Source organism: Amycolatopsis sp. (assembly GCF_035546795.1).
In the GTDB taxonomy this organism is placed as follows: Bacteria; Actinomycetota; Actinomycetes; order Mycobacteriales; family Pseudonocardiaceae; genus Amycolatopsis_E.
In genome coordinates, this window is sequence record NZ_DASZWC010000024.1 from 84,969 (window position 1) to 106,459 (window position 21,491).

At 69.4% G+C, this 21,491-nt stretch carries 18 protein-coding genes; 13 read left to right on the forward strand and 5 right to left on the reverse strand.

What is annotated here, in order from left to right; genetic code table 11:
- Nucleotides 1-584: 584 nt before the first annotated feature.
- The 8 genes from VHD82_RS16145 (at nucleotide 585) to VHD82_RS16180 (ending at nucleotide 11,193) form a co-directional block, all read left to right on the forward strand.
- Nucleotides 585-851 (forward strand): hypothetical protein, encoded by a 267-nt coding sequence (locus VHD82_RS16145; RefSeq protein WP_144643150.1) that lies wholly within the window; start codon nucleotides 585-587, stop codon nucleotides 849-851.
- An 18-nt stretch (nucleotides 852-869) separates the two neighbouring features.
- Entirely contained in the window at nucleotides 870-1,301 is a 432-nt protein-coding gene (locus tag VHD82_RS16150) for a hypothetical protein (RefSeq protein ID WP_325703614.1), read from the forward strand.
- A 3-nt stretch (nucleotides 1,302-1,304) separates the two neighbouring features.
- Nucleotides 1,305-4,217, forward strand: a complete 2,913-nt coding sequence (locus tag VHD82_RS16155; protein WP_414637523.1) for an ATP-binding protein — start codon at nucleotides 1,305-1,307, stop codon at nucleotides 4,215-4,217.
- A complete protein-coding gene (locus VHD82_RS16160) occupies nucleotides 4,214-6,286 on the forward strand; it encodes a magnesium transporter (RefSeq protein WP_325703618.1) in 2,073 nt (690 codons plus the stop codon). Before VHD82_RS16155 ends, VHD82_RS16160 begins: the two co-directional genes overlap by 4 nt.
- A gap of 10 nt (nucleotides 6,287-6,296) precedes the next feature.
- Nucleotides 6,297-6,896, forward strand: a complete 600-nt coding sequence (locus tag VHD82_RS16165; RefSeq protein WP_325703621.1) for a hypothetical protein — start codon at nucleotides 6,297-6,299, stop codon at nucleotides 6,894-6,896.
- 2 nt (nucleotides 6,897-6,898) lie between these two features.
- Nucleotides 6,899-7,894, forward strand: a complete 996-nt coding sequence (locus tag VHD82_RS16170; RefSeq protein WP_325703624.1) for a C40 family peptidase — start codon at nucleotides 6,899-6,901, stop codon at nucleotides 7,892-7,894.
- A gap of 17 nt (nucleotides 7,895-7,911) precedes the next feature.
- Nucleotides 7,912-9,012 carry a hypothetical protein gene (locus tag VHD82_RS16175; RefSeq protein ID WP_325703627.1) on the forward strand — a complete coding sequence of 367 codons (1,101 nt, stop codon included), beginning with the start codon at nucleotides 7,912-7,914 and terminating at the stop codon, nucleotides 9,010-9,012.
- Between the two features lie 162 nt (nucleotides 9,013-9,174).
- The gene (locus tag VHD82_RS16180) at nucleotides 9,175-11,193 is read left to right on the forward strand and encodes an NB-ARC domain-containing protein (RefSeq protein WP_325703630.1); all 2,019 of its coding nucleotides are present in this window, start codon (nucleotides 9,175-9,177) and stop codon (nucleotides 11,191-11,193) included.
- Here the strand turns inward: VHD82_RS16180 and VHD82_RS16185 are convergent.
- Both VHD82_RS16185 and VHD82_RS16190 read right to left on the reverse strand, forming a co-directional pair.
- Nucleotides 11,177-12,007, reverse strand: a complete 831-nt coding sequence (locus VHD82_RS16185) for a carbohydrate kinase family protein (protein ID WP_325703633.1) — start codon at nucleotides 12,005-12,007, stop codon at nucleotides 11,177-11,179. The two genes, VHD82_RS16180 and VHD82_RS16185, sit on opposite strands and share 17 nt — an antisense overlap.
- Before the next feature lie 65 nt (nucleotides 12,008-12,072).
- Complete coding sequence (locus VHD82_RS16190; protein ID WP_325703636.1) at nucleotides 12,073-13,296, reverse strand: hypothetical protein; 1,224 nt, start codon at nucleotides 13,294-13,296, stop codon at nucleotides 12,073-12,075.
- A 202-nt stretch (nucleotides 13,297-13,498) separates the two neighbouring features.
- Between VHD82_RS16190 and VHD82_RS16195 the strand changes: the two genes are divergently transcribed.
- Both VHD82_RS16195 and VHD82_RS16200 read left to right on the forward strand, forming a co-directional pair.
- Nucleotides 13,499-16,336, forward strand: coding sequence for an AfsR/SARP family transcriptional regulator (locus VHD82_RS16195; RefSeq protein WP_325703639.1), 2,838 nt, complete (start codon nucleotides 13,499-13,501; stop codon nucleotides 16,334-16,336).
- Nucleotides 16,337-16,474: 138 nt separating this feature from the next.
- The gene (locus VHD82_RS16200) at nucleotides 16,475-16,672 is read left to right on the forward strand and encodes a hypothetical protein (protein WP_325703641.1); all 198 of its coding nucleotides are present in this window, start codon (nucleotides 16,475-16,477) and stop codon (nucleotides 16,670-16,672) included.
- 55 nt (nucleotides 16,673-16,727) lie between these two features.
- On the opposite strand, the gene VHD82_RS16205 is transcribed toward VHD82_RS16200, so the two are convergent.
- Both VHD82_RS16205 and VHD82_RS16210 read right to left on the reverse strand, forming a co-directional pair.
- The gene (locus tag VHD82_RS16205) at nucleotides 16,728-17,114 is read right to left on the reverse strand and encodes an SCO5389 family protein (protein WP_325703644.1); all 387 of its coding nucleotides are present in this window, start codon (nucleotides 17,112-17,114) and stop codon (nucleotides 16,728-16,730) included.
- Nucleotides 17,115-17,141: 27 nt separating this feature from the next.
- On the reverse strand, nucleotides 17,142-18,092 hold the full coding sequence (locus VHD82_RS16210; RefSeq protein ID WP_325703647.1) for an ATP-binding protein: 951 nt from the start codon (nucleotides 18,090-18,092) through the stop codon (nucleotides 17,142-17,144).
- Nucleotides 18,093-18,216: 124 nt separating this feature from the next.
- Here VHD82_RS16210 and VHD82_RS16215 point away from each other — a divergent pair, with 124 nt between their 5' ends.
- From VHD82_RS16215 to VHD82_RS16225, 3 genes are read left to right on the forward strand one after another with little or no spacing between them, the layout of a single operon-like run.
- Nucleotides 18,217-19,629: an RNB domain-containing ribonuclease gene (locus tag VHD82_RS16215; RefSeq protein WP_325703650.1), complete on the forward strand. Its 1,413-nt coding sequence runs from the start codon at nucleotides 18,217-18,219 to the stop codon at nucleotides 19,627-19,629.
- Complete coding sequence (locus VHD82_RS16220; protein ID WP_325703653.1) at nucleotides 19,629-20,009, forward strand: DUF4326 domain-containing protein; 381 nt, start codon at nucleotides 19,629-19,631, stop codon at nucleotides 20,007-20,009. Before VHD82_RS16215 ends, VHD82_RS16220 begins: the two co-directional genes overlap by 1 nt.
- Nucleotides 19,996-20,754, forward strand: coding sequence for a helical backbone metal receptor (locus VHD82_RS16225; protein ID WP_325703656.1), 759 nt, complete (start codon nucleotides 19,996-19,998; stop codon nucleotides 20,752-20,754). The genes VHD82_RS16220 and VHD82_RS16225 overlap by 14 nt, the downstream gene beginning before the upstream one ends.
- Here the strand turns inward: VHD82_RS16225 and VHD82_RS16230 are convergent.
- The gene (locus tag VHD82_RS16230; protein ID WP_325703659.1) at nucleotides 20,744-21,475 is read right to left on the reverse strand and encodes a cache domain-containing protein; all 732 of its coding nucleotides are present in this window, start codon (nucleotides 21,473-21,475) and stop codon (nucleotides 20,744-20,746) included. The two genes, VHD82_RS16225 and VHD82_RS16230, sit on opposite strands and share 11 nt — an antisense overlap.
- Between the last annotated feature and the right edge of the window lie 16 nt (nucleotides 21,476-21,491).

A 21,491-nucleotide genomic window follows, 5' to 3' on the forward strand; every position in this document is an offset into this window, starting at 1 on the left:
AAGCTCCTTGCGCGCCGTGTTTGGTAGGTGCCGGACGTGCTGCGGGCGTTCCGGCGCGGTCTTCGCCGCTGCTTGGTCGTGCCTGATCATGCTCCCTTGCGCGGCGGCCCCCGCCGTGCCGCGAACCACGCTCAGTGAGCGCCCCGGGAAGCGCCTCATGCGCGGTGTGACCGATTTCCCGAGCTGACGTGATCGACTCGGCCGTCCGCTTCGGAAGCGCCGGGTAGCCCGTTTGCGTCCGATCGGGTCATGCCACACTTACCCGGCCGGTACCGAGCGGCGGAACCCACGAACCCAGAGTGAGCAAAAGGCTCTGCGGCGGGGGAGTTGGTGCTCGAACTACGAAATACGGGTGGACGGGGTTAATCCTGAGCGGCGTTCCAACGATGATGGAGAGCGACGAGTTCAGGGAGAGTGGCCATACTGTGCCTGGTGTGAATGCATTACTTTCGACGGAGAGCACTTTGACCGTCACCGGTAGTGACGCCATGATGAGCTAGCAACCAGGACCGGACAAGCTCCAGCCCCGTGGGCCCGCCCGGCGAGACCCACCCGACCACACTCCTCGCACCCGGGAGTACGCGATGACCATGATGACGCTTGTGCAGCACCTGGCACAGGGCGAGATCAAGACCCGAGGCGTCCAGCAATGGATGCTCGACAACGTGATTCCGCTCGTCCTGCTGGCTGTCGCATTACTGCTGCTCTGGCTGGGCGGCGGCAAGGGCGACAACGCCGGTGTCATGCGCCGGCTCGCCGGTGTCGTGATCGCGCTCGCGATCATCGGCCTGGCCGTGTCCGGCCTCGGCGTCAACGTCGGCGAGTGGATCGCCGGCTTGTTCACCGGTTAGTAGCGCGGGAGAACGTGCGTGCGGATTCGAACCGATGACGAGGTCTACCGGGTCGACGCCGTCTGGCTCGGCCCGCCGAAGGCCACCTTCCCCTGGCGGGCGAGGTACGTGGCCTGGGGCGTCGGTATCGCCGTCTTCCTGGTGGTACTGACCGTCGAACGGCAGCTGGGTGTCGGCTTCGGCTTCTTCTCCACCGCGTGGGCGTTCATCGCGACGATCTTGATCACCCGGCTCATCACGCGCAAGATCAGTCATGAACGCCCGCTCGGCGCGGTGTTCACGATGTGGCTGCGCGAACTGCACGCCCCGCGTGAACGCACGCGGGGCGACGGCGGAGCCGTCACCGCGACCAAGCTCCGGGTCCAGCCGACCAGGCCCCGGCCGAAGCACAAACGCCCTGGTACGTCACGAGCACGCCGTGGCCGCGCAGCGGCACCGGCGAGGAGGTAACTCTTGTTCGGTAGCCGGAAGAACTCCGAACGCGGCACACGCGGGGCCACCGAACAGTGGCAACCGCGTCCGGGCCGCGCCGCGCCGGCCAAGCCGAAACAGGCCGGCCGGCGGCTGCCGGGCGAGCAGGCCATTCCCACATACACCCCAGAGATCGCCGCGCGCAGCATCGACGGGCATCTGCTGCGCACCGGGCACGAGGTCTACGCCTGGTACCGGCTGGCGCCGCAGCGCTGGTCCTTCCGGTCGGATTCCCAGCGCCGCGACCTGATCGCGGCCATCGCGGGCCAGTACGCCGAACTGCAGGGCCGCTGGCTGCACCTGCGAGTCACCACCAGGCCTTACCCGATCCGCATGTGGGCCGAGGCGCACGTGCACAACGCCGTCGGCCGCCCGCCGGACACACCCGGCGCGCTGTCTTTCGACGACTACCTGATCGGCGAGCAGCAGCAGCTCATGGGCCGTTCGATGGCCGAGAAAGAGGTCTACATCGGGGTCCAGGTGCAGACCCGCCGGATGGTGGACCGCGCGGTCGAGAGCGCTGCGCCGCTGCTGCGCAAGATCCTGCCCGAGGCCGTGGACGCGGAGCTGACCGCGCTGGACTCCGAGGTCGAGCACCTGGACCAGGTGATCGGTTCGTCCGGGCTGGAGGGCCGCCCGGTGCACGCCGAGGAGATGTCCTGGCTGATGCACCGGTCCTGCTCGCTCGGGCTGCCCGCGCCGCGGAGCATGCCCGCCGTGCCGGGCGCCGCCTGGGAGCCGGAGGATCTGGCGAGCTTCACCGACGCCGCCGACTTCCACGCCGACCCGTATGCGCCCACGTTGACCGTGCGCGGCCGCACCGGCTCCAACGCCGGGGTGAAGCGCCATCTCGCGGTGCTGACGGTGGGCCAGATGCACGGGCTGAACATCCCCGAGGTGGACGACCCGTGGGTGCAGCACGCCGACCGGCTGCCCGCCGCGGTCGAATGGTCCGCGCGGATCTACGTGCGCCGGCCCGAGGAGGTCGCCGGCGAGCTGCAGCGCCAGATGAACAAGGTGCGCTCGCAGGTCAAGCACTACACCGACGAGCACGAGCTGGAGCCGCCGCAGTCGCTGTCCCGGCAGGCCACCCGGGTGCTCGAGATCGACGACGAGATGACGTCGGGGTTCACCGCCCTGGCCACCAGGGTGCGTTCCTGGTGGCGGCTGGCGGTTTCCGGCCCGACCGAGCGCGACGCGCTGCGCCTGGCCCAGCAGCTGCTGGAGCTGTACAAGCCGAAGATCGCGATCGAGCACCCCGAGGCGCAGTACGCGATGGCCAGGGAGTTCATCCCGGGCGAGCAGCTGGCGTCCTCGGCCTACATGCGCCGGGGTTCGGTCGTGTGGGCCGCCGCGGCGGTGCCGACGGCCACCGCCGAAGTCGGCGACAGGCGCGGCATCCTGCTCGGCGAGACGTGCACGGCGACCCGGCGCCCGGTGGCTTGGGACCCGTGGATGGCACAGGAAATCCGCGACGGTTCGGGGCTGACCGCGATGGTCGCCGGGCTGGGTGGCGGCAAGTCGTTCCTCGGCGGCGGCATCGTCTACAAGACGTTGCGCGCCGGGGCGCACTGGACGCTGCTGGACCCGTCCGGCCCGTTGTCCCGGCTGTGTGACCTGCCGGAGATCCGTCCGTACGCGCGGCCCATCAACTTGCTCAATGCACAACCCGGGATCCTCAACCCGTATCGCGTGGTGGCCGAGCCGTTGCTCGAACACTTCATGGACGAGGAAAACCCCGAGCGCGCGTGGCGCCGCGAGCGCGCACTGGCCGGTGCCACCCGGCGGCGGCTGGTGCTGGACGTGCTGACCGGGATCCTGCCGTACGAGGTGGCGCGGATGCCGCAGAGCCGGATCGTGCTGCTGCGCGCGGTCCGCGCCGTCGGTGGCCGCTACGACGCGGACCCCGGCCAGGTGATCGACGCGCTGCGCCGGGATTCCAGCGAGCACCACGAGCACGCGGTCGTGGTCGCCGACTTCCTGGACGAGATGCGTGAGCGCATGTCGCTGCTGATCCCGGAGACCGACGCCGACCCGTACTCGGAGACCCGCGACGACCGGCTGACAGTGCTCACGATGGCCGGGCTGACCCTGCCGAAGGACGGTGTCGGCCGCGAGCACTGGACAGACGCCGAAGCGCTCGGCGTGGAGATGCTGAACCTGGCGGCGTGGCTGACCCAGCGGTCGGTCTACGAGAAGCCGAAGGACCTGCGCAAGGGCGTCTGGATCGACGAGGCGTTCTTCCTGTCCGAGGTGCCGACTGGGCGGGTGCTGATGAACCGCTTCGCCCGTGACTCGCGGAAGTGGAACGTCCGGGTGCTGCTGTCCTCGCAGATCCCGGCGGACTTCCTGAAGATCCAGGGTTTCGTGGCATTGCTGGACTCGGTGTTCGTGGGCCGGCTCGACGACGACGAGGCGCAGGCCGATGCGCTGCGCCTGCTGAAAGTGCCGGTCGGCGTCGGCTATGAGCAGGTCGTCGCCGCCCTCGGCCGCCGCCCCGGATCGCAACGGGGCACGGAACGGGATCGCGAGCCACGGCAGTTCATCTTCGGCGACGGTGCCGGCGGCGTCGAGCGCATCCGGGTCGACTTTTCGGGGCCGCACCTGGAACACCTGCGGCGGGTCATGGACACCACCCCGGGCTCGAAGGACGCGCTGCCCGCCGACACCCGCGCGGGCCGGGCGCCCGAGCCGGAGGAGTCGCAGCACGTGGCCGTCCCGCCCCCGCTGGACGACGATCTCGAAGACGACCTCGAACTGGCGGCGGAGCGGGAGGTCGGGTTGACCGAGGAACAACTGCTCGCCGAAGAGGTCCCCGGCGGCCCGGACGACGACGATGCGGGTGAGCCCGCGACCGCCGGCAAACGGGGCGGCACCGGCCGGGACGCCGCATGACAATCGTGACGCTGCTGTCCGTGCTGGCCTGCGCTTGGGGGTGGCACGCGTTCAGGGGATTCCTCCGCCGTGGGGGATTCCGCGGCAAAAGACCGGGCCGCTGGGCGACCGTCGCGATGGTCGGCCTGCTGCTCGGCCTCCAGGCGGTGGCCACCGCCCCAGCCGCCTCGGCGGCCGCTTGCGGGGAGGCGCCGACGCCCGAGCGTCCCGGCGCGGGCATGGTGGGCGCGATCGACCCGCCCGCGACACACGGCGAGAACGGCAGCGCGTACCTGGACTACAGCTACGCCGGGATGGTCTGGTACGTCTACCAGACCGACTGCGGTCCGCTGTCCGGGCTCAACAGCCCGAACTCGACGATCGACACCTGGGCGGGCAACGAACTGTTCAACGTTGCCAAGAACATCGTCGGGGCGACCAACTCGCTGCATTACACGGTGATGGAAGGCGGGTTGCTCAACCCGATCTACAACGCCGTGAAATCCGGGGCCGAAAAGGTCTACAACAACATCTACGCGCAGCTGTTCGGCCTCGCCGCGCTAGTGCTCGCGATCATGATGTTCCGCAACATCTGGCGCGGGGATCTGGCCGCGGTGAGCAAACGCGCGCTCTACGGGCTGGGTGCTGTCTGGCTGGCGGCGTCCTCACTGGCGATGCTGCGATATTTCGATCCCATCGACAAGGCGATCGTCCAGACGACGACCAATATCCAGGCGGGGTTCGTCGACGATTCGGGAAACCGGGTCGTGCGCGAAATCCTGCCGACCGAACTGCACAACCAAGTCGTCTACAACAACTGGCTGCGCGGCGAATTCGGGGCACCCGACGCGGCGCAGGCGACCCAGTACGGCAGGCCGCTGCTCGACGCGCAGGCCTTCACCTGGGACCAGATCCGCGCCGGCGACGACGCGAACCAGGCCGTGGTGGACGCGAAAAAGGGTTCCTACAAGAACATCTCGACACAGCTGGGCACCGCCACCCCGTACTTCACCGGTGAGGGTGGCTCCCGCACCGGTGCCGGATTCCTTGCCCTGCTGCAAAGTCTCGTCTACGCCCTGTTCCAGTTGCTGGCCAAGGCGTCGGTCCTGCTGGCGCAGGTGCTGATCCGGCTGTTCGCGCTCACCGCACCGCTGATCGGGCTCGTCGCGCTGGTGCACCACGACATCCTGCGCCGCGTGGCGAAGGTGCTCGGTGGGGTCGGGTTCAACCTGATCGTGCTGGCCGTCCTCTCGGGTGTGCACGCCCTGTTGCTGCAGGCGATTTTCGCGGCGGGCAACTCGTTGTCGATGCTCACGCAGATGGTCATGGCGGGTCTCGTGACGGTGCTGCTGTTCCTCGTCGGGCGGCCGGTCCGGCGGTTGTGGCAGATGGTCGAGATGTCCGTCGGCATGGTCGGGTCGTCGATCCCGGCGCCCAGCGGCGGCATCTTCTCCCGGCTCCGGCGCAAGCAGGGGCCGACGCCGCAGGACGAGTTCTGGCAGAACGTCCGCGACGGCGACGACAGCGATCTCGAATCCCGCGGCCCGATCGGCGCCACCGCCGGTGGTGGCCGGTTCCGGCCCGAGGCCACGATTTTCGCGAACTCCCAACGACTCGACGGCGCCGGCTCGATGGCCGCGCGGCCCGCTGCGGCCTGGTCCGGTGCACCGCCCGGCGGAGCCTTGCCGGGCAGCAGGCGCCGCGCGTTGCCGTCCGGGGGTGCTCCGGGGGTGTATCCGTCGTATGCCCCGGCGGGCGGCGGTTCGGACGACTACGTCTTCTCGGCGCCGCCCGGCACCACCCGCCGCGGTGACACGGGTTGGGTGCCGCCGCAGCCGCAGAGCCGCCGGGTGGACACCTCGCCGGTGTTCGACCGCGGCTGGGACGAGCAGGAATCCGTTGTGGTGCCTTCGAGGATGGCGCGCAACACGCCCGGCGTGGTGTCGGCGGCACGGGTTCCCGCGGCGCCACAGCCGCGCCGCGCGGAGCGGGAACTCGTCGGTGGCAAACCGGTGCACGTGGTGTTCCGGCCTTCGCGGGGGATAGAGGTGCGCGACGAACCGCGCGACACAGACCAAGTCGTGCGGTGAGGTGAACTAGATGCCGATCAGGACCAACCGCGGGCGCGCCGCGGTCTACCGCCGCCTGTGGGGATTTCCGTTGCGCTCCCCGCGCCACCTCGTCGGGACCGGGATCGTGGTCGCCGCGCTGATCATCGCGATCGGGATCGTGGTGCCGCAGGTGCTCGGCCCCGGTCAGGGCAGCAGCCCGACCCCGGCGGGCCTGCCGCCGGAAAGTAGTTCGGCGCAGGTGGGCGCCGCAACCCCCGCGCCGACGACGGCGATGTCGACCCGGCTCACCGCGCCGCTGGCGCAGCCGACGTCGGCGGCACCGGACCCGGACGCGGTCAACGTCGCCAAGCAGTGGGCGGCGGCGTGGGTGAACCACCCGGCAGGAATCACCAACGCGCAGTGGCTGGACGGGCTCCGCCCTTACACCACCGACGAATTCCTGCCGCAGATGTCCACTGTGGACCCCAGCAACATCCCGGCAAGCCGGCTCACCGGTGACCCGCAGGTCACCACTTCCTTCACCAGTTCCGTCCAGGTCGTCGTCCCCACCGATGGACCGAAGCTCAGCATCACGGTGTCGCGTACCGGCGCCGGCTGGCGGGTGTCCGAGTACGACCAGGCGAGCTGAGCATGCGGATCGGGGTCATCGTCGGGGTGATCGTGGCCGCGCTCTTCGCGGCTGTGATGACGACGGGCGTGGTCGCGAAGGTGGTCACCGACCAGCAGGCGGCGCAGGCGCAGGTGGCGAACGTCAGCTGCGACGCCGCGATCGGGCCGAGCCAGCCGGGGCAGACCCAGACCGCGCAGGGGCAGGCCGCGAACCTGAACGACGGGCAGCGCGGCATCGTGGCCCAGATCGTGGCGATCGGCAAGCAGCGCGGGCTTTCCCCGCGCGCCTGGCAGATCGCGATCCAGGCCGGGATGACCGAGTCGGGGCTGCAGAACGTCGACCACGGCGACCGCGACTCGCTCGGCGTCTTCCAGATGCGCCCCAGCCAGGGCTGGGGCACCGAAGCCCAGCTGCAGGACGTCAACTACGAGATCAACAAGTTTTACGACGTGCTGCTTTCCGTGCCGGGCTGGGATCAGCAGCGGCCGGGGTCCTCGGCGCAGGCTGTCGAGCGCTCGGCTTTCCCGGAGCGATACCACAAGTGGGAGCCGATGGCCGCCTATCTGGTGGAGAACGTCGGTCAGGTCACCGACGCGGTCGGCTGTGGACAGAGCGCGGGGCTGGCGCTGCCCGCCAACAAGGCGGCTTCGACGGCGATCGCGTTTGCCTTGGGGGAGCAGGGAAAGCCCTACGTCTGGGGTGCGACGGGGCCGGATTCCTACGACTGCTCCGGTTTGATGCTGCGGGCTTACGGGGCAGCCGGAATTACCCTCGATCGGGTGTCCAGCGATCAGTACCACGACGGCGCGATGCTGCCGGTGCGTGACGCTCAGCCTGGTGACCTGCTCTTCTGGGCCACCGACCCGTCTAACCCCGCCACCATTCACCATGTCGCGATGTACCTTGGCAACGGGAAAATGGTGGAGGCGCAGCAGACCGGGGTGCCCGTGCACGTCCGGTCGATGTCGTTCGACGAGAACGAGCTCGTGCCGCAGGCCGTGCGGCCGGGCGTGTGAAGCACGAAGGATTGATTGTGGCCAAGAAATTCGGGAAGCGCGGCAAGACCGGGAATCCGCGGGACCTGTTCGGTGCGGCCCCGCCGCCGCCCCGCTCCGCCGCCCGCCCCGCCTCCAGCACCCCGCTGGCGGACTACCTGGAGTCCGGCTGGCCCGGGGTGGACGAGGGGTACGTGGTGGTGCCGCGCTCGCTCGCCGAGTCGATGTCGTTGCCGTGGCAGCAGCAGATGTCCGCCCTGCTGGCGCAGTTTCACCAGACACACCGCGGGCTGTCCTGGCCGGTGTACCGGGTGATCCCGTCGCGGTACGAGAACCTGGTCGATCTGGATGAGGAGCAGCTGGCCGAGGCAGGCTACCTGGTCGAGATCGACTCCGACGGCGACATGGTCTACCGCGAGCGCAGCGGCCGCCGGGTGGAGGACCCCGAGCAGACGACCGTGCTGGTCTCCTGTCTCGACCCGATCCCTCCGCGCGGCGCCGCCCGCCCCGCGCCCGCCGAACCGGTGCCGGACCGCCCCCGCGCCGCGCCGATGATCATCCCGCCGGCCCCGGTGTGGCGGTCGACGCCGGTGGAGCGCACGGGCGACGTCCCGCCGCTTCCCGAGACCCCGCGGCGCCAGGCCTCGGTGGCGCAGGAATCGCAGCAAACGTCCCTTGCTCCCGACCCGCAGCAAACGTCCCTTGCTCCGGGGGTGGAGCAAACGTCCCCTGCTCTCGACCCGCAGCAAACGTCCCTTGCTCCGGGGGTGGAGCAAACGCCCCTTGCTCCCGACCCGCAGCGAACACCTCCCACGCCGGAGCTGTTGCAGCCGCCCACCCCGCCCGCGGAGCCGCAGCGAACGCTCCCTGCTTCCCCGCTGGAGCGCACGCTCCCCGCTCCCGGATCGGAGCAAACATCCCTTGCTCCCGATCCGCAGGTCCAGGCGTCGCAACCGCAGCAAACGTCCCCCGCTCCGGGGGAGTCGCAGTCGCAGGCAGACGGTGATGCGAATGCCGACACCCCGCCGCGCGGCATCCCGATGTCCGACCGCGGCTGGTTCGACGAGTACCCCGAAGAGACGACGAGCTTCGGCCCGACAGGGGATCCGACGGAGCTGCCGTACCGCTATCGCCCCTGACCCCGGGGACGGCCTCGAACCGCACCCCGGCGCGGAAGAGTGCGACGCGCAGCTGGCCGGCGCTCTCGCGGGGATGGTGCCGTGTGCACCGAATGGTCCCATTACAGGCGCGAAAAAATTCCGTACTGTCGTACGGTAAGCGGCTGTGACGGGGGCGTAACAGTGAGTGATCAGGGTAACCGTGTCGACGGGCGGGTTACCGGATCCGTTGTCCAGGCAGGCGCGGTGCACGGCGACGTGCATGTGCACGTGGGCGGCCCGGAGCCGCCGGTGCCGCGCCAGTTGCCGCCGCCGCCGCACAGGTTCGTGAACCGCGGCGCCGAACTGTCCACTTTGGATGCCTGCCGGTCGGGCGTGGTCGTGCTCAGAGGACAGGGTGGCGTCGGCAAGACTGCCCTCGCGCTCTACTGGCTGAACACCGTGGTCGAACGCTTCACGGACGGCCAGCTCTATGCGGATCTTTCGCTGTCCACCGGAGAACCCGTGGCCCCGGAAGTGATCCTCGGCCGGTTTCTCCGCGCGCTGGGCGTCCCGCCGCGGCAGGTTCCCGAGGAGCTGGCCGAGCGCACCACGCTCTACCGGACCTTGACCGCCGGCAAGGCCCTGGCAGTCCTCCTTGACGACGTGGTGTCCGCCGCGCAGGCCCGGGTGCTGCTGCCCGCGTCGCCCCGGTCCGTCACGGTGGTCACCTCGCGCCATTCCCTCGTCGGTTTGGCCGCTTCCGGCGCGCATACCGTGATCGTCGAACCGCTCGACGCGCCGGCGGCACTGGAGTTGCTCAGTGATCGGATCGGGCAAGGGCGGGTCGAAGCCGAGCGCCTGCCCGCGGAGGAGCTCGCCGAGTTCTGCGCGGGTCTGCCGATCGCGTTGTGTGTCGCCGCGGCGAGGGCCGCGGCGCGGCCGAAACGTTCGCTGGCCCGCATTGTCTCCGAGCTGGCGGATGAACGTGCCCGCCTGGATGCGCTTTCCGCGGAAGGCGATCTCTCCGTACGCTCCACTTTGGACGTCGCATACACGGGTCTGTCCGACGAGCTCCGCCGCGTTTACCGTGCGGTCGGCCTGCATCCGGGCGCGGTCTTCGGATTGCCGGTGGTCGCGGCGATGATCGACGGCGACCCGCGGGACACGAAGCGAGCTCTCGACGCATTGGTCGACGCCAGTCTGGCCGAAGAGATCGCCGAGGACTACTACCGCCTCCACGACCTGGTCCGGGTGCATGCGCTGGAACAAGCGGCGGAAGACCGGGTGGAGACCGTCCACCGTGCGTTGCAGTGGTACCTCTTCGCGGCCGCGCTGGCGAACGGGATCGTGATGCCGGCCAGGACGATCCTGTCGCAGGAGTTCGCCGGGAACTTCGTGCCGCCCGAGGAATTCGACACCTATTCCGGTGCGCTCGACTGGCTCGAACGGCATCGCCCGATCCTGCTCGATGCGGCGAAGGACGCGATCAACCGTGGCTGGCCGCGGCTCGCCTACCGGCTCGCCGATGCGTTGCAGCCGTTGCTGATTCTCCACAAGCACCGCGCGGACACGCTGGCGAGCACCGAGCTCGGGCTGCAGGCCGCGGTTGCGGCTGAGGATTCCGATGCGGAAACACGGATGCGGAAGCGCCTCGCGCGCGTCCACATCGACCAGGGACATCTCGATCGTGCCGAAGAACAGACGGAGAAGTTGTTACGGGACAGTCCATCGCGGCGGGACGAAGCAGGCGCCCTGAAGACCCGGGGCTTCCTGCATGCCCGGCGTGGCCGCCTGGGCGAGGCCGCGCGGGATTTCGCCGGCACCGCGGAAATCCTGCGAGAACTGGGCAGACGGCGTGGCGAAGGGCTGGTCCTGGTCAACCTCGGTGAAACACTGCTCGAGCTCGGCCGGGCGCAAGAAGCGCTCGAACACCTTGGCAGAGCCAGGTCTCTCCTCGCCGCACTCGACGAACCGGACCCGTACAACGAGGCGCGTGCCGCCGTCGCGCTCGGCCGGGCGTATCTCGAATGTGACGCACACGCCGAAGCCCAAGCCCTGCTCGAACACGGCCTGACGGTCTTCGCCGAGCAGGGATCGGACTACGAACGCAGCCGCACCCACCGGGCGCTGGCCGAATCGGCGCGTCGCCGTGGCGATGCCGACCAGGCCCGGCGTCACGACGATCTCGCCGAAATGCTGCGCGCTAACTCAGCCGGATGACCGCCGGGAGTGCGTGGTGGGCCGACAGTTCCGCGGACACACCGGCTTCCTCCTCCGGTCCGCCACCGACCTTCCAGCCCGCGGCGAGCACAGCGTGGCGGCCCGCGGCGACGGCATCCCCGAGCGTGAAGTAGTAGTGCACGAACGCGGCGAGCATCGTGTCCCCGGCACCACCCACGAAGCGAACGCCGCGCGGCGTCGACGGCCGCACGTGCCAGACCTCGCCGTTCGACCGCCGGCCGATCACCGAACCTTCGCCGCCGCAGCCAACGATGACAACCTCGGTGCCGAACTGCCGCCAGGTTTCCCGGATCCAGCTTTCCGGCGAGCCGTCCAGAGTTTCGTGCGAGCGGGCCAGAATATGTGCTTCGGACATCCAGTCCCTGTTGTAGGACAGGGAATCGAAGAGATGCAGGTCGGTCGCGAACGGGATGCCGCGGTCGACGCACAGCGGGATGAGCGGCCGGGTGAAGCCGATGTTGGTCAGCACGGCGGCCACAACGGAACTGTCCACGGCCACCCGGTCGGCGGGATACCGCAACAGCGGGGTGGTCCGGAGATCGCTCGCGCCGGACCGGCTGCCGGCCCGGTCGTAGAGCACCATCGCGCGCGGCTGCTCCGCGCAGACCAACGTTGCCGGCCCGTACAACCCGTGCCGCCGCAAGCCGTCCACCGCCAGCCTGCCGATCGGATCGGCCCCGACATACGTCGCGAACGTGACCTCGCTGCCGAGGGTTTGCAGTGTCCGCGCCGTTGTCCAGCCGGTGCCGGCGAGCCGGATGCTGATCTCACCGGGAAGGGTCGTGCTGGACACGAATGGGACCGGAAACGAATCGAAACAGCGGGCCGCCCGCACGGTGACCACCCCAGCGACGAAAATCATCCTGTCACCGTCCTTTCGCGGAACCGCGTTGCCAGTGCTTCGACCGGTTCGACCGCGCGATGTCGTCCGGGCATCGGCAGGCCCAACAGCCGGTACATCTCCTCGCGCAGCAGGCGGTGCGCCTGCCCGGGCCGTGAGGTGAGCCGCGCCGCCACCTCCGCGCTCCACGAATCCGGTGCATTCCACTGCAGTTGTGGCGCGATCGGCTGGAACCGCGACAGCCGGGGTGCCGTGTTGCCCAGAAACGCCTGTGCCGAAGAGGAATCGAGCTCGTCGACGGCGATATCGGTGTGCAGTACCGGCTTCCCGACCGACGCGGCGTAGACGGTGGTCGAGCCGTGGTCCCCGATGACGTGGTCGGCGGCCACCACGACCGCGCGCCAGTCGAGCTCGGGTTCGACCAGCAGCAGCCCGGCCGCGCGTTCCTCGTCGAGCCAGGCCTTCAGCTGCCGGCGGCCGTGCCCGGCCCAGGCCGCGGGGTGGATCATCGCGGCGACCTGGTATTGGCGGGGATCCAGTTCCCGCAACAGTTTCCCGGGCAGATCGTGGTGACGCCCGAACAGTGAACCCGGACCCCAGGTGGACGTCAGCAACACGAGCCGCCGTCCCGGTGGCACGCCGAGCGCCTCTCGGTACTCGGCCCGCGACCCCAGGCTTGCGCGCAGCCGGTCGTAGCAGGGATCGCCCGCGACCAGTGCGATTTCCGTTGCCTCTGGACAGTCCCGGGCCAGGGTTTCCAGCTGCGCTTCGTGCGACAGCACTATCGACGCCGGAATCAGCCGTCCCGACTCGACCAGATGTTCCGCGCCGAGCCCGTACACGCTTCGCCCGACCCGGTGCCCGCCGGGCGCGCGTGGTGTCCGTTTGCCGTGCCCCGCCCCGTGCGGCAGGACCAGGACCGGCGCGTGCAGTTGTGACAGGCCGCCGTACGCCGCCGCCAGTGCGAGGTCGAATCGTTCGCGAACGGCTTGCTGCCAAGGGATTTCCAGTGCGCCCGAGGCACGCAGGAGTTCGCCGGCGCCACCACCGAAAACGTCCGGGCCCTGGGTGAAGACCACCTGGACCCGCGGGTCGGACTCGATGAGGCCCACCACGTCGAGCAGCCGTTGGCCGGATACCACGGTGTGCACGGCCACGAGCACCGTTCGCTCGCTCTCGCGGGTCGACCAGCGACCCGCGTCGATGCCGATCGGCACCGACACCCACGCTTTCCCACTCATGTTGACTCCCCTCGAAGACCGATGCGGCAGCAGCATCCGGGGCGGCGGTGGCCAAAACGGTCGCAATGCGGTTGCCAACGCGTTCAGCGTTCGGTAACGATGGGATATCGGTAGGTAGTTGCCGGACCGGAAGGAATGCCGGTGGAGTGACACTGCTGTGCGGAGGCAGTGAATTGCAGCCCAGTTTCGGGGGCGGGTACCAGTGGAATTTCAGATCCTGGGACCGCTGCGCGTCGAAGCACCGGAAAGCGCGCTGGCGGAGTTGCGTTCGGTCAAGCGTCGCGGTTTGCTCGCAATACTGCTCATGCACGCGAATAAGCACGTGCACAGCGACCGCATCCAGCAGTGGCTGTGGGACGACGAGGTGGACCTGAAGCAGCCGAACAAGGAGGTCCAGCGGTTGGTGTCGCGCGTGCGGAGAGTGCTGAAGCAGACGTCCGCGGCGCCGACCGTTACCGGCGGCAATGGCAATTACCGGCTGAACATAGACCTGAGCATCGTCGATTATTACCGTTTCCGCGGACTGTGCGAAAAAGGCCGTTCCAGGCAGCGGGAAGGCGATCATCAGGGTGTGATCGACATTCTCTCCGAAGCGCTCGAGATGTGGCCGGAAGACGGTGTGCTGGCCAACGTGCCGTTGCCGTGGGCGCGCCAGGAGGCGGACCGGATCTTCCAGGAGGATTTCATTCCGGCGTGCCGTGCGTACTTCGAAGCCAGGCTGGCGAAGGAGCACCACGACAAGGTCGTGCAGGAGACGAAAGCACTGTTGCGGCGATACGACACCGACGAAACGCTGGCAGAGTTGCACATGCGGGGGCTGATCGTCGTCGATGAGGCCGCCGGCGTCACGAGCTTCTACGAACGTTTCTCCCGCCGGCTGAGAGAAGAGTTCGACGCCGAGCCCGGACCGCAGCTGGCGGCGGTGTACCGCGATCTGATCGCGGGCGAACCGCCGGCGGCGGCGTTCGGGCGTCCGGAACCGCCTTCCTTGCTGCCGCGGGATGTTCCGGAGCTGCTCGGCCGGGAGCACGTTTTGCGGACGCTGGACGAGTGGTTGTCCGGCGTGCCCGCCGTGGTCGTGCTGCACGGTGTCGGCGGAGCCGGGAAGACGGCGATCGCGAAGCGGTGGGCCAACACGGCCGCGCCGAGGTTCCCGGACGGGCAGCTGTACTACGACATCAACGGCTACGGCGCCGACAACCCCGCCAAGCCCGCCGAAGTGCTCGCGCGCTTTCTCACCGTTCTCGGGGTCGAGAACGTTCCCGCGGAGCTTGCGGGGCGCGTGATGATGCTGCGGCATCGGTTACGGGGCACCCGCACGCTCGTCGTGCTGGACAACGTCGCGAATGCCGCCGAGATCGCTCCGCTGCTGGAAGCGACTGCACCGTGCCCGGTGCTCATCACGAGCAGACGCAAGCTCGGCGTCGCCGACGCCCGCCAGGTCACCGTGCCGGCGCTGCCCCGCGAGGAAGCGGTGACCATGCTCCGGCGGCGCATCCACGACGCACGGGTCGCGGACGAAAGCGAGGTGCTCGACGAGCTGGCGGCGGTGTGCGCGGACCTGCCGCTCGGCTTGCGGATCGCCGCCGAGTACGTGGCCACCCGCTCGCAGCTGTCGGTGCGTGTCCTGACCGACAAGCTCGGCGCCGAATCACGCCGTCGGTTGCTCAATGCCAAGGACCACGGCGGCGAACAGACCTTGCGCGCAGTCTTCGCGTCCTCGTGCGCGGCGCTCGACCCGCCCGCGAACCGGCTGATCACGTTCCTGGGACTGCATCCCAGCGCGTACATCGGTGTGCCCGCGGCGGCCGCGATCGCCGGCATGTCCCGGCCCGAAACCGAGGACGCCTTCGAGGCGCTGCTCGGCGCTCATCTCGTCGAGCAGGTGACCGGTGATTCGCACCGGCTGCACGACCTCGTGCACGCACATGTCGTGGATGCGGCGCAGCAGCTGACGGAGGCGGAAAGATCCGCCGCGGTGCGCCGGATGGCCGACTTCTACCTCGGCACGGTCGTGGCCGCGATCCGCTGGGTCGCCCCGTATCTCACCGAGGTCTCCCCGCTCGTTTCCGCGACCCCGGCCGTGCCGTCGACGTTCGTCGGGGCCGAGGACGCTCTGGACTGGTGTGTCGAGCATCGGTCACAGGTGGTCGCGGTCAGCCGGTATCTGGCGGGGCAGGGGCTGCATGCCCACGTCTGGCGGCTGATCGGCTTGTTCGACGACGTGCTGAACCGGTACGGCGACCCGCACGAGGCGGCCGAACTGAACGAGCTCGCGGTGCGATCGTCCAGAGTGGACGGTGACCGGGTCGGGGAGGCCATGCTGGCCAACAACCTGGGGTGTGTGTACCAGCATCTGGGCCGGTTCGCCGACGCGGAGTCCTGGCACCAGCGTGCGCTGGCGATCAGCCGGGAACAGGACGACGTGCTCGGCGAGGCGATCTGCCTGCACAACATCGGGGCGACCTGGTTCGCCAGGGAACGGCTGGAACCGGCGGGGCGGCAGTTCGGCCAGGTGCTCGCGCTGTTCGACCGCCTCGGTCACCGACCCGGGAGCGCGAAAGCCCATTTGTGGCTGGGAAAGGTGCGGCACGGCCTCGGCGATGCGGACACCGCGCGCAAGCACTACGAGGCCGCGCTCGACGGGGTGCCGGAATGCCGCGGCGAAGCGCTGACCAGGCTGGCCGAGCTGCATCTGGACGGCAACGGCGACCCGGCCGAGGCGGTCGACCGCTGCGCGCAGGCCGTCGAGGTCCATCGCCACGAGCGGGACGGGCGCCGCACCGGCGCCGCACTCCGCGTGCTCGCCCAGGCGTACCTGCGGCTGGGCGAGTTCGAAGGGGCGCTGGATGCGGCGACCGAGGCGGTCGATCTCGCGGAGCAGTGCGGCGATCCGCTCGGGAAGGCGGCGGCACTGGATCTGGTTAGGTCAGGCCGCTCCGTTCCCCTGCAGCGTCGACATGATGATCCAGCAAGCCGGGGTAGCCACCAGAACGGCGGACATCACCTTGATCGAAATCCGTTTCACGAGACGAAATGATCGCACCATGCCGCGTCAGAGCGCCCAATAGGGTAGCGACACCCATCACCAATGGGGGAATGGTTTACTGAGGGTTTGGGGCCTTGTTCCCGCCGTCGTCCTGATGACACAGGCGCCCGCGGGTGCGAAGCTCGTGGCATGGTCAACGATCCGAACCCGGACCAGGGCTGGTACTACAACACGCGGACCGGCGAGGTGGAGCACCTCGAACGGTCCCGCTCGATCGATCTGCTGGGCCCGTATCCCGACGAGGCCACGGCCAAGCGCGCGCTCGAGATCGCCAAGGAGCGCACGAAACAGGCCGACGAGGAAGACCGCAAATGGAGCGGTAACTGAGCAGAAGGGCCGGCTTCCCCGGCGGAAACCCCGGGGAAGCCGGCCCTTCCGGAACTCAGCAGTCCCGCAGTTCCGGGCTCTGGTTGCGCAACTGCCCGGCGGGCGAGATGAACTCCCGGTAGGCCGCGCTGTCCACGGCGGCCGGGCGGAAGGCGCCGACGCGGTGGCAGTTCTGGAAGGCGAGCTTCATCCCGAAGTGCCGCTCCAGCCCGCCCCGGATCGCGTCGGAAGCCAGCGCGCGCAGCAGTTGCCCGCGTTCGGTTTCGCTCGGGGGCGGGGTCGCGTGGTCGGCGAAGTCGGCGCCCTCCAGATCGGCGGCGACCTGGCTGATCACCTGCCACGCGTAGGGCAGTGAGTCACGCACGCAGGCGACGAACTCCTCGTCGTTCACCGCGCCGGATTCGGCTCGTTCGAGCAGGGCGGCGGGTACGTCCAGGGACAACGGTTTCTCCTTTTTCCGATTGATCTCTCAGCGCCCGGCCAGCGCGGGCGGGCCGGGCACGTACTCGGGATCGACCTGGGCCGCCAGGTCTTCCCCGGCCCAGGAGCGGGCGTTGCGCAGATGGAACTCCACGGCCTGGCGATGGAACCGGTCCCAGTCCCGCGGCGTCGAGTCCACAGTGGACAGCATGGTGGCCAGTGCGTCGAGGTTGTGCGGCTCCAGCGCGGCGATCGGCCGGGCCCGGCCGCGTTCGGCGGCGCGCACGTGCCCGGAGCCGGTGAGCCAGCACAACAGGTTCTCGCCGAGCTGCTCGCGCAGGAACTCCACGTCCTCGTCGTCGGTGACCTTGTTGCCGACCACCGCGAGCCGCACGCCGAAGTCGCGCGCGTAGTCCGCGTATTGCCGGTACACGCCGACGCTGCGCCGGGTCGGCTCGCAGACCAGGAATGTCACGTCGAAGCGGGTGAACAGGCCCGAAGCGAACGCGTCCGCACCCGCGGTCATGTCCAGCACCACGTACTCACCGGCGTCGTCGATCAGGTGGTTCAGCAACAGCTCGGCCGCGCCGACCTTCGAGTGGTAGCACGCCACGCCGAGGTCGTCCTCGGTGAACCGGCCCGTCACGCCCAGCCGCACACCGCCGATCTCGCGGAAGCACTCCGCGAAGATCGGGTTGTCCTCGAAAGGACGCACCAGCCGCGAGCCCCGGCCCGGCGGCGTGGTCTTGATCATCGCGTCCGCGCCGGCGATCAACGGGTTGTCCCCGCGCAGGTAGTCCTTGATCGCGGGCAGGTGCTCGCCGAGCGTCGGCAGCGCCGCCGCTTCCTCCTCGGTGGCGCCCAGCGCGACGGCCAGGTGCTGGTTGATGTCGGCGTCCACGGCCAGCACCGGATGCCCGGAACCCGCGACGTAGGCGGTGAACAGCGAGGTCAGCGTCGTCTTTCCGCTGCCACCCTTGCCCACGAAGGCGATCTTCACGGCGCACCACTCCTCTGCTTGAATCGAAAATGATATCGGTTTTCAATGTTGTCGGGGAAGATACACCCGAGTGGCCCTACTCGATCGAGGGATCAACCGGCCCCCGGCGGGTTAGGGTGCTTGTGTGCCTCAACCGGTTCGGACGCATCCGGCGGAAGGCGACTTCGGCCGCCTGCGCGCCGAGTTCGAGCTGCCGGAGTCCTTCGCGGCCGACGTGCTGGCGGAGGCCGAGGCCGCGGCGATGGATCCGCGCGAGCACGGGCCCCGCGAGGACGCGACGGAACTACCGCTGGTGACCATCGATCCGCCTGGTGCCAAGGATCTCGACCAGGCGATGGCGATCGAGCGGCGCGGCGCGGGTTTCCGGTTGCACTACGCGATCGCCGATCTCGGCGCCTTCGTGACCCCCGGCGGGCCGGTCGATCGTGAGGCCTGCCGTCGCGGCCAGACGTTGTACCTGCCGGACGGCAACGTGCCGCTGCACCCGCCGGTGCTGTCCGAAGGGGCGGCCAGCCTGCTGCCCGGCGAGACGCGGCCGGCGGTGTTGTGGACCATCGACGTCGATTCCGGTGGGGAGCCGACAGCGGTCAGAGTGCGGCGCGCACTGGTCCGGTCCACCGAGCAGTTCGACTACGAAACGGTCCAGGCGGCGCTCGAGACGGGCACGGCGCATCCGTCGGTGGCGGCCTTGGCGCGGCTGGGCAGGCTCCGCCGTGAGCTCGCGGTGAGCCGGGGGGCGGTCGAGTTGCAACTGCCCGAACCGGCCATCGGCGGTGATGCCGGCGACGGCTGGGTGCTCGCGATGCGGACACGCAACGAGGTGGACGCGTGGAACGCCGAGATGTCCCTGCTGACCGGGATGTGCGCGGCCTCGATCATGACCGAAGCCCGGGTCGGCGTGCTGCGCACCCTGCCGGACGCGGACGCCGATTCCGTGCGCTGGTTGCGAAAGTCCGCGCAGGCGCTCGGCATCGGCTGGCCTGCCGACGTCACCGTCTCCGAACTGTTGTCCCGGCTCGATCCGGTCCGCCCGGAGGCGATGGCGCTGTATGCGTGTTCCACTCGCTTGCTGCGCGGCGCCGGGTACACCGCTTTCGAAGGCGAACTGCCCGCCTCGACCACGCATGCCGGGATCGGCGCGCCGTACGCCCATGTCACCGCGCCCATCCGGCGCCTCGTCGACAGGTACGCCACCGAGATCTGCCTGGCTGTCACCGCCGGGGAGCCGGTTCCGCTATGGGTACGGGCCGCGCTGCCGCGCCTGCCGGAACTGATGAGCGCGTCGGACACGAACGCCGCGCGGGTCGAGCGGGCGTGCATCGATCAGGTCGAGTCCTGGATGCTGGCCGAGCACATCGGCGGTACGTTCGAAGCCGTGGTACTGCGTGCGGACGAGGCCAAGGCCGAGATCATGGTGGAGGATCCACCGGTGATGGCCAAATGCGCGGGCGCGAACCTGCCGGAGGGCGAGCGGATCACCGTCCGGCTGCTCTCGGTGGACGTCGACAGGCGGAAGGTTTCGTTCGAGCGTGCGTGATGGCGGACTGGACGGAGCGGGAGACGGAACTGGCCGAGCGCGTGCGGGCCGGCCATGCGGTCGTGGTCAACGTGCGCAAATCCGGGCCCCACAAGCATCTCGTGCCCTGGCTGGTGGAGCAGGGGCTGATCACGTACATCGGGCACGCCGGGAACAGGCATTCCTGGCCCGAGTCCGATTTCGCGAATCCTTTTGTCCGCGAGGCGAGATCCGATCGGCAGGCGATGATCGCGCACTACCGCGAGTACCTGGAAGAAAAGCCCGACCTCGTACGGCGGCTGCGGACCGGCGAGCTGAACGGCCGGGCGCTGGGCTGCTGGTGCGATCCGCAGCCCTGCCACGGCCATGTGTTGCTGGAGTACATCGATGACACTGTTTGACGATCTCGGCGAGGACGTTCCGCTGCGTGGCCGCCCGCAGCGGGTCGTGTCGATGGTCCCGTCGCTGACCGAGGCGATCGCGGTCTCCGTGCCGGGGGTGCTCGCCGGGGCAACGGATTACTGCACGCATCCGTCCACTTTGGATGTCCCGCGGATCGGCGGCTCCAAGTATCCGAAGCTGGACAGGGTCTTCGAACTGGTGCCCGACCTGGTACTGGCCAACTCCGAGGAGAACCGGCCCGAGGACGTGGAACGCCTGCGGGCCAACGGTGTTCCGGTCTGGGTGATGGAGGCTGCGGCCACGGTCCCGCAGGCGCTCGCCTCGCTGCGCCGGATTCTCACCCAGGCTTTCGACCTGGCCGAGCCGGAGTGGCTCGTGCACGCGGAGGATCTCTGGCGTGAGACGCCGCCGGTGCGCAGGCGCGCCGTGGTCCCGGTGTGGCGCAAGCCGTGGGTGATCCTCGGCCGGGACACGTTCGCCGGTGATGTGCTGCGCAGACGTGGAGTGTCCATTGTGTATGGCGAGCACAAGGACAGGTACCCGCGGCCGAAGCTGGACGAGCTCCGCTCGTGGTTCGCCGACGGCACGGCCGACCTGCTGGTGCTGCCGGACGAGCCGTACGAGTTCACCGCCGGTGACGGCCCGGAGGCCTTCCCGGAAGTGCCGTACACGCTGGTGTCCGGACGTTACCTGACCTGGTACGGACCGTCCCTTGTGGACGCATACCACGACCTCAGGCTGTGACCAGTAACGCGATCGTCGAGTCGCCGCAGCGGCGCAACGTCATCGCCGCGTCGGCCATCGCCGTGGCGCCGGAGGCCCACCAGCTCGGGATGTCCGGGTTGCGCACCAGCGAACCGGTGGCCTGTCGCGCGTTGTTCGAGGCGATCACCCGGCTCTGCGCGTTGACCAGCGCGGCACGCCCGCGCAGCGCCCGCAGCTTGTGCTGCACGGTGCGCTCCAGCTCGCGGACCACCACGTCGGCGCCCACCACTCCGGCGAACTTTCCGTTGCGGCGCACGGGAATCGTGAACGTCAGCGTGTAGGTGTCGGTGCACAGGTAGTCGACGTACGGGCCGGTGATGTGGCGGCGGCCGGAGTCGCGCGGCACGGTGAACCAGGACTGGCGGGTGTAGTCGAGAAAGCGCTCGCTGTTCGGGTCGAGGCTGATGAAGACCTGTACCGGCTCGCTTTCCCCGTTGCCGGTCCACCATTCGAAGCCGAACCGCTGGTCGTCCAGGGTGTCCGGGGCCGCGATGAAGCCCGCGCCGACGACGAGCCCGCCGAGCGCCTGCGCGATCTGCGGGCGCAGCCCGTCGAGGTGGGCGGCCTGCACCGGGCCATCGGAGTTGAGGATCGCCTCCGCGCCGGCCACGACCGGCTTCAGCCTGCCGAAGACGCCCTCCACCAGCGCGGACACCTCTTCGACGAGCTCGTCGCCTGCCAGCGTGCGGGTGTGGTTCACGGGGCCGCCCCTTGGT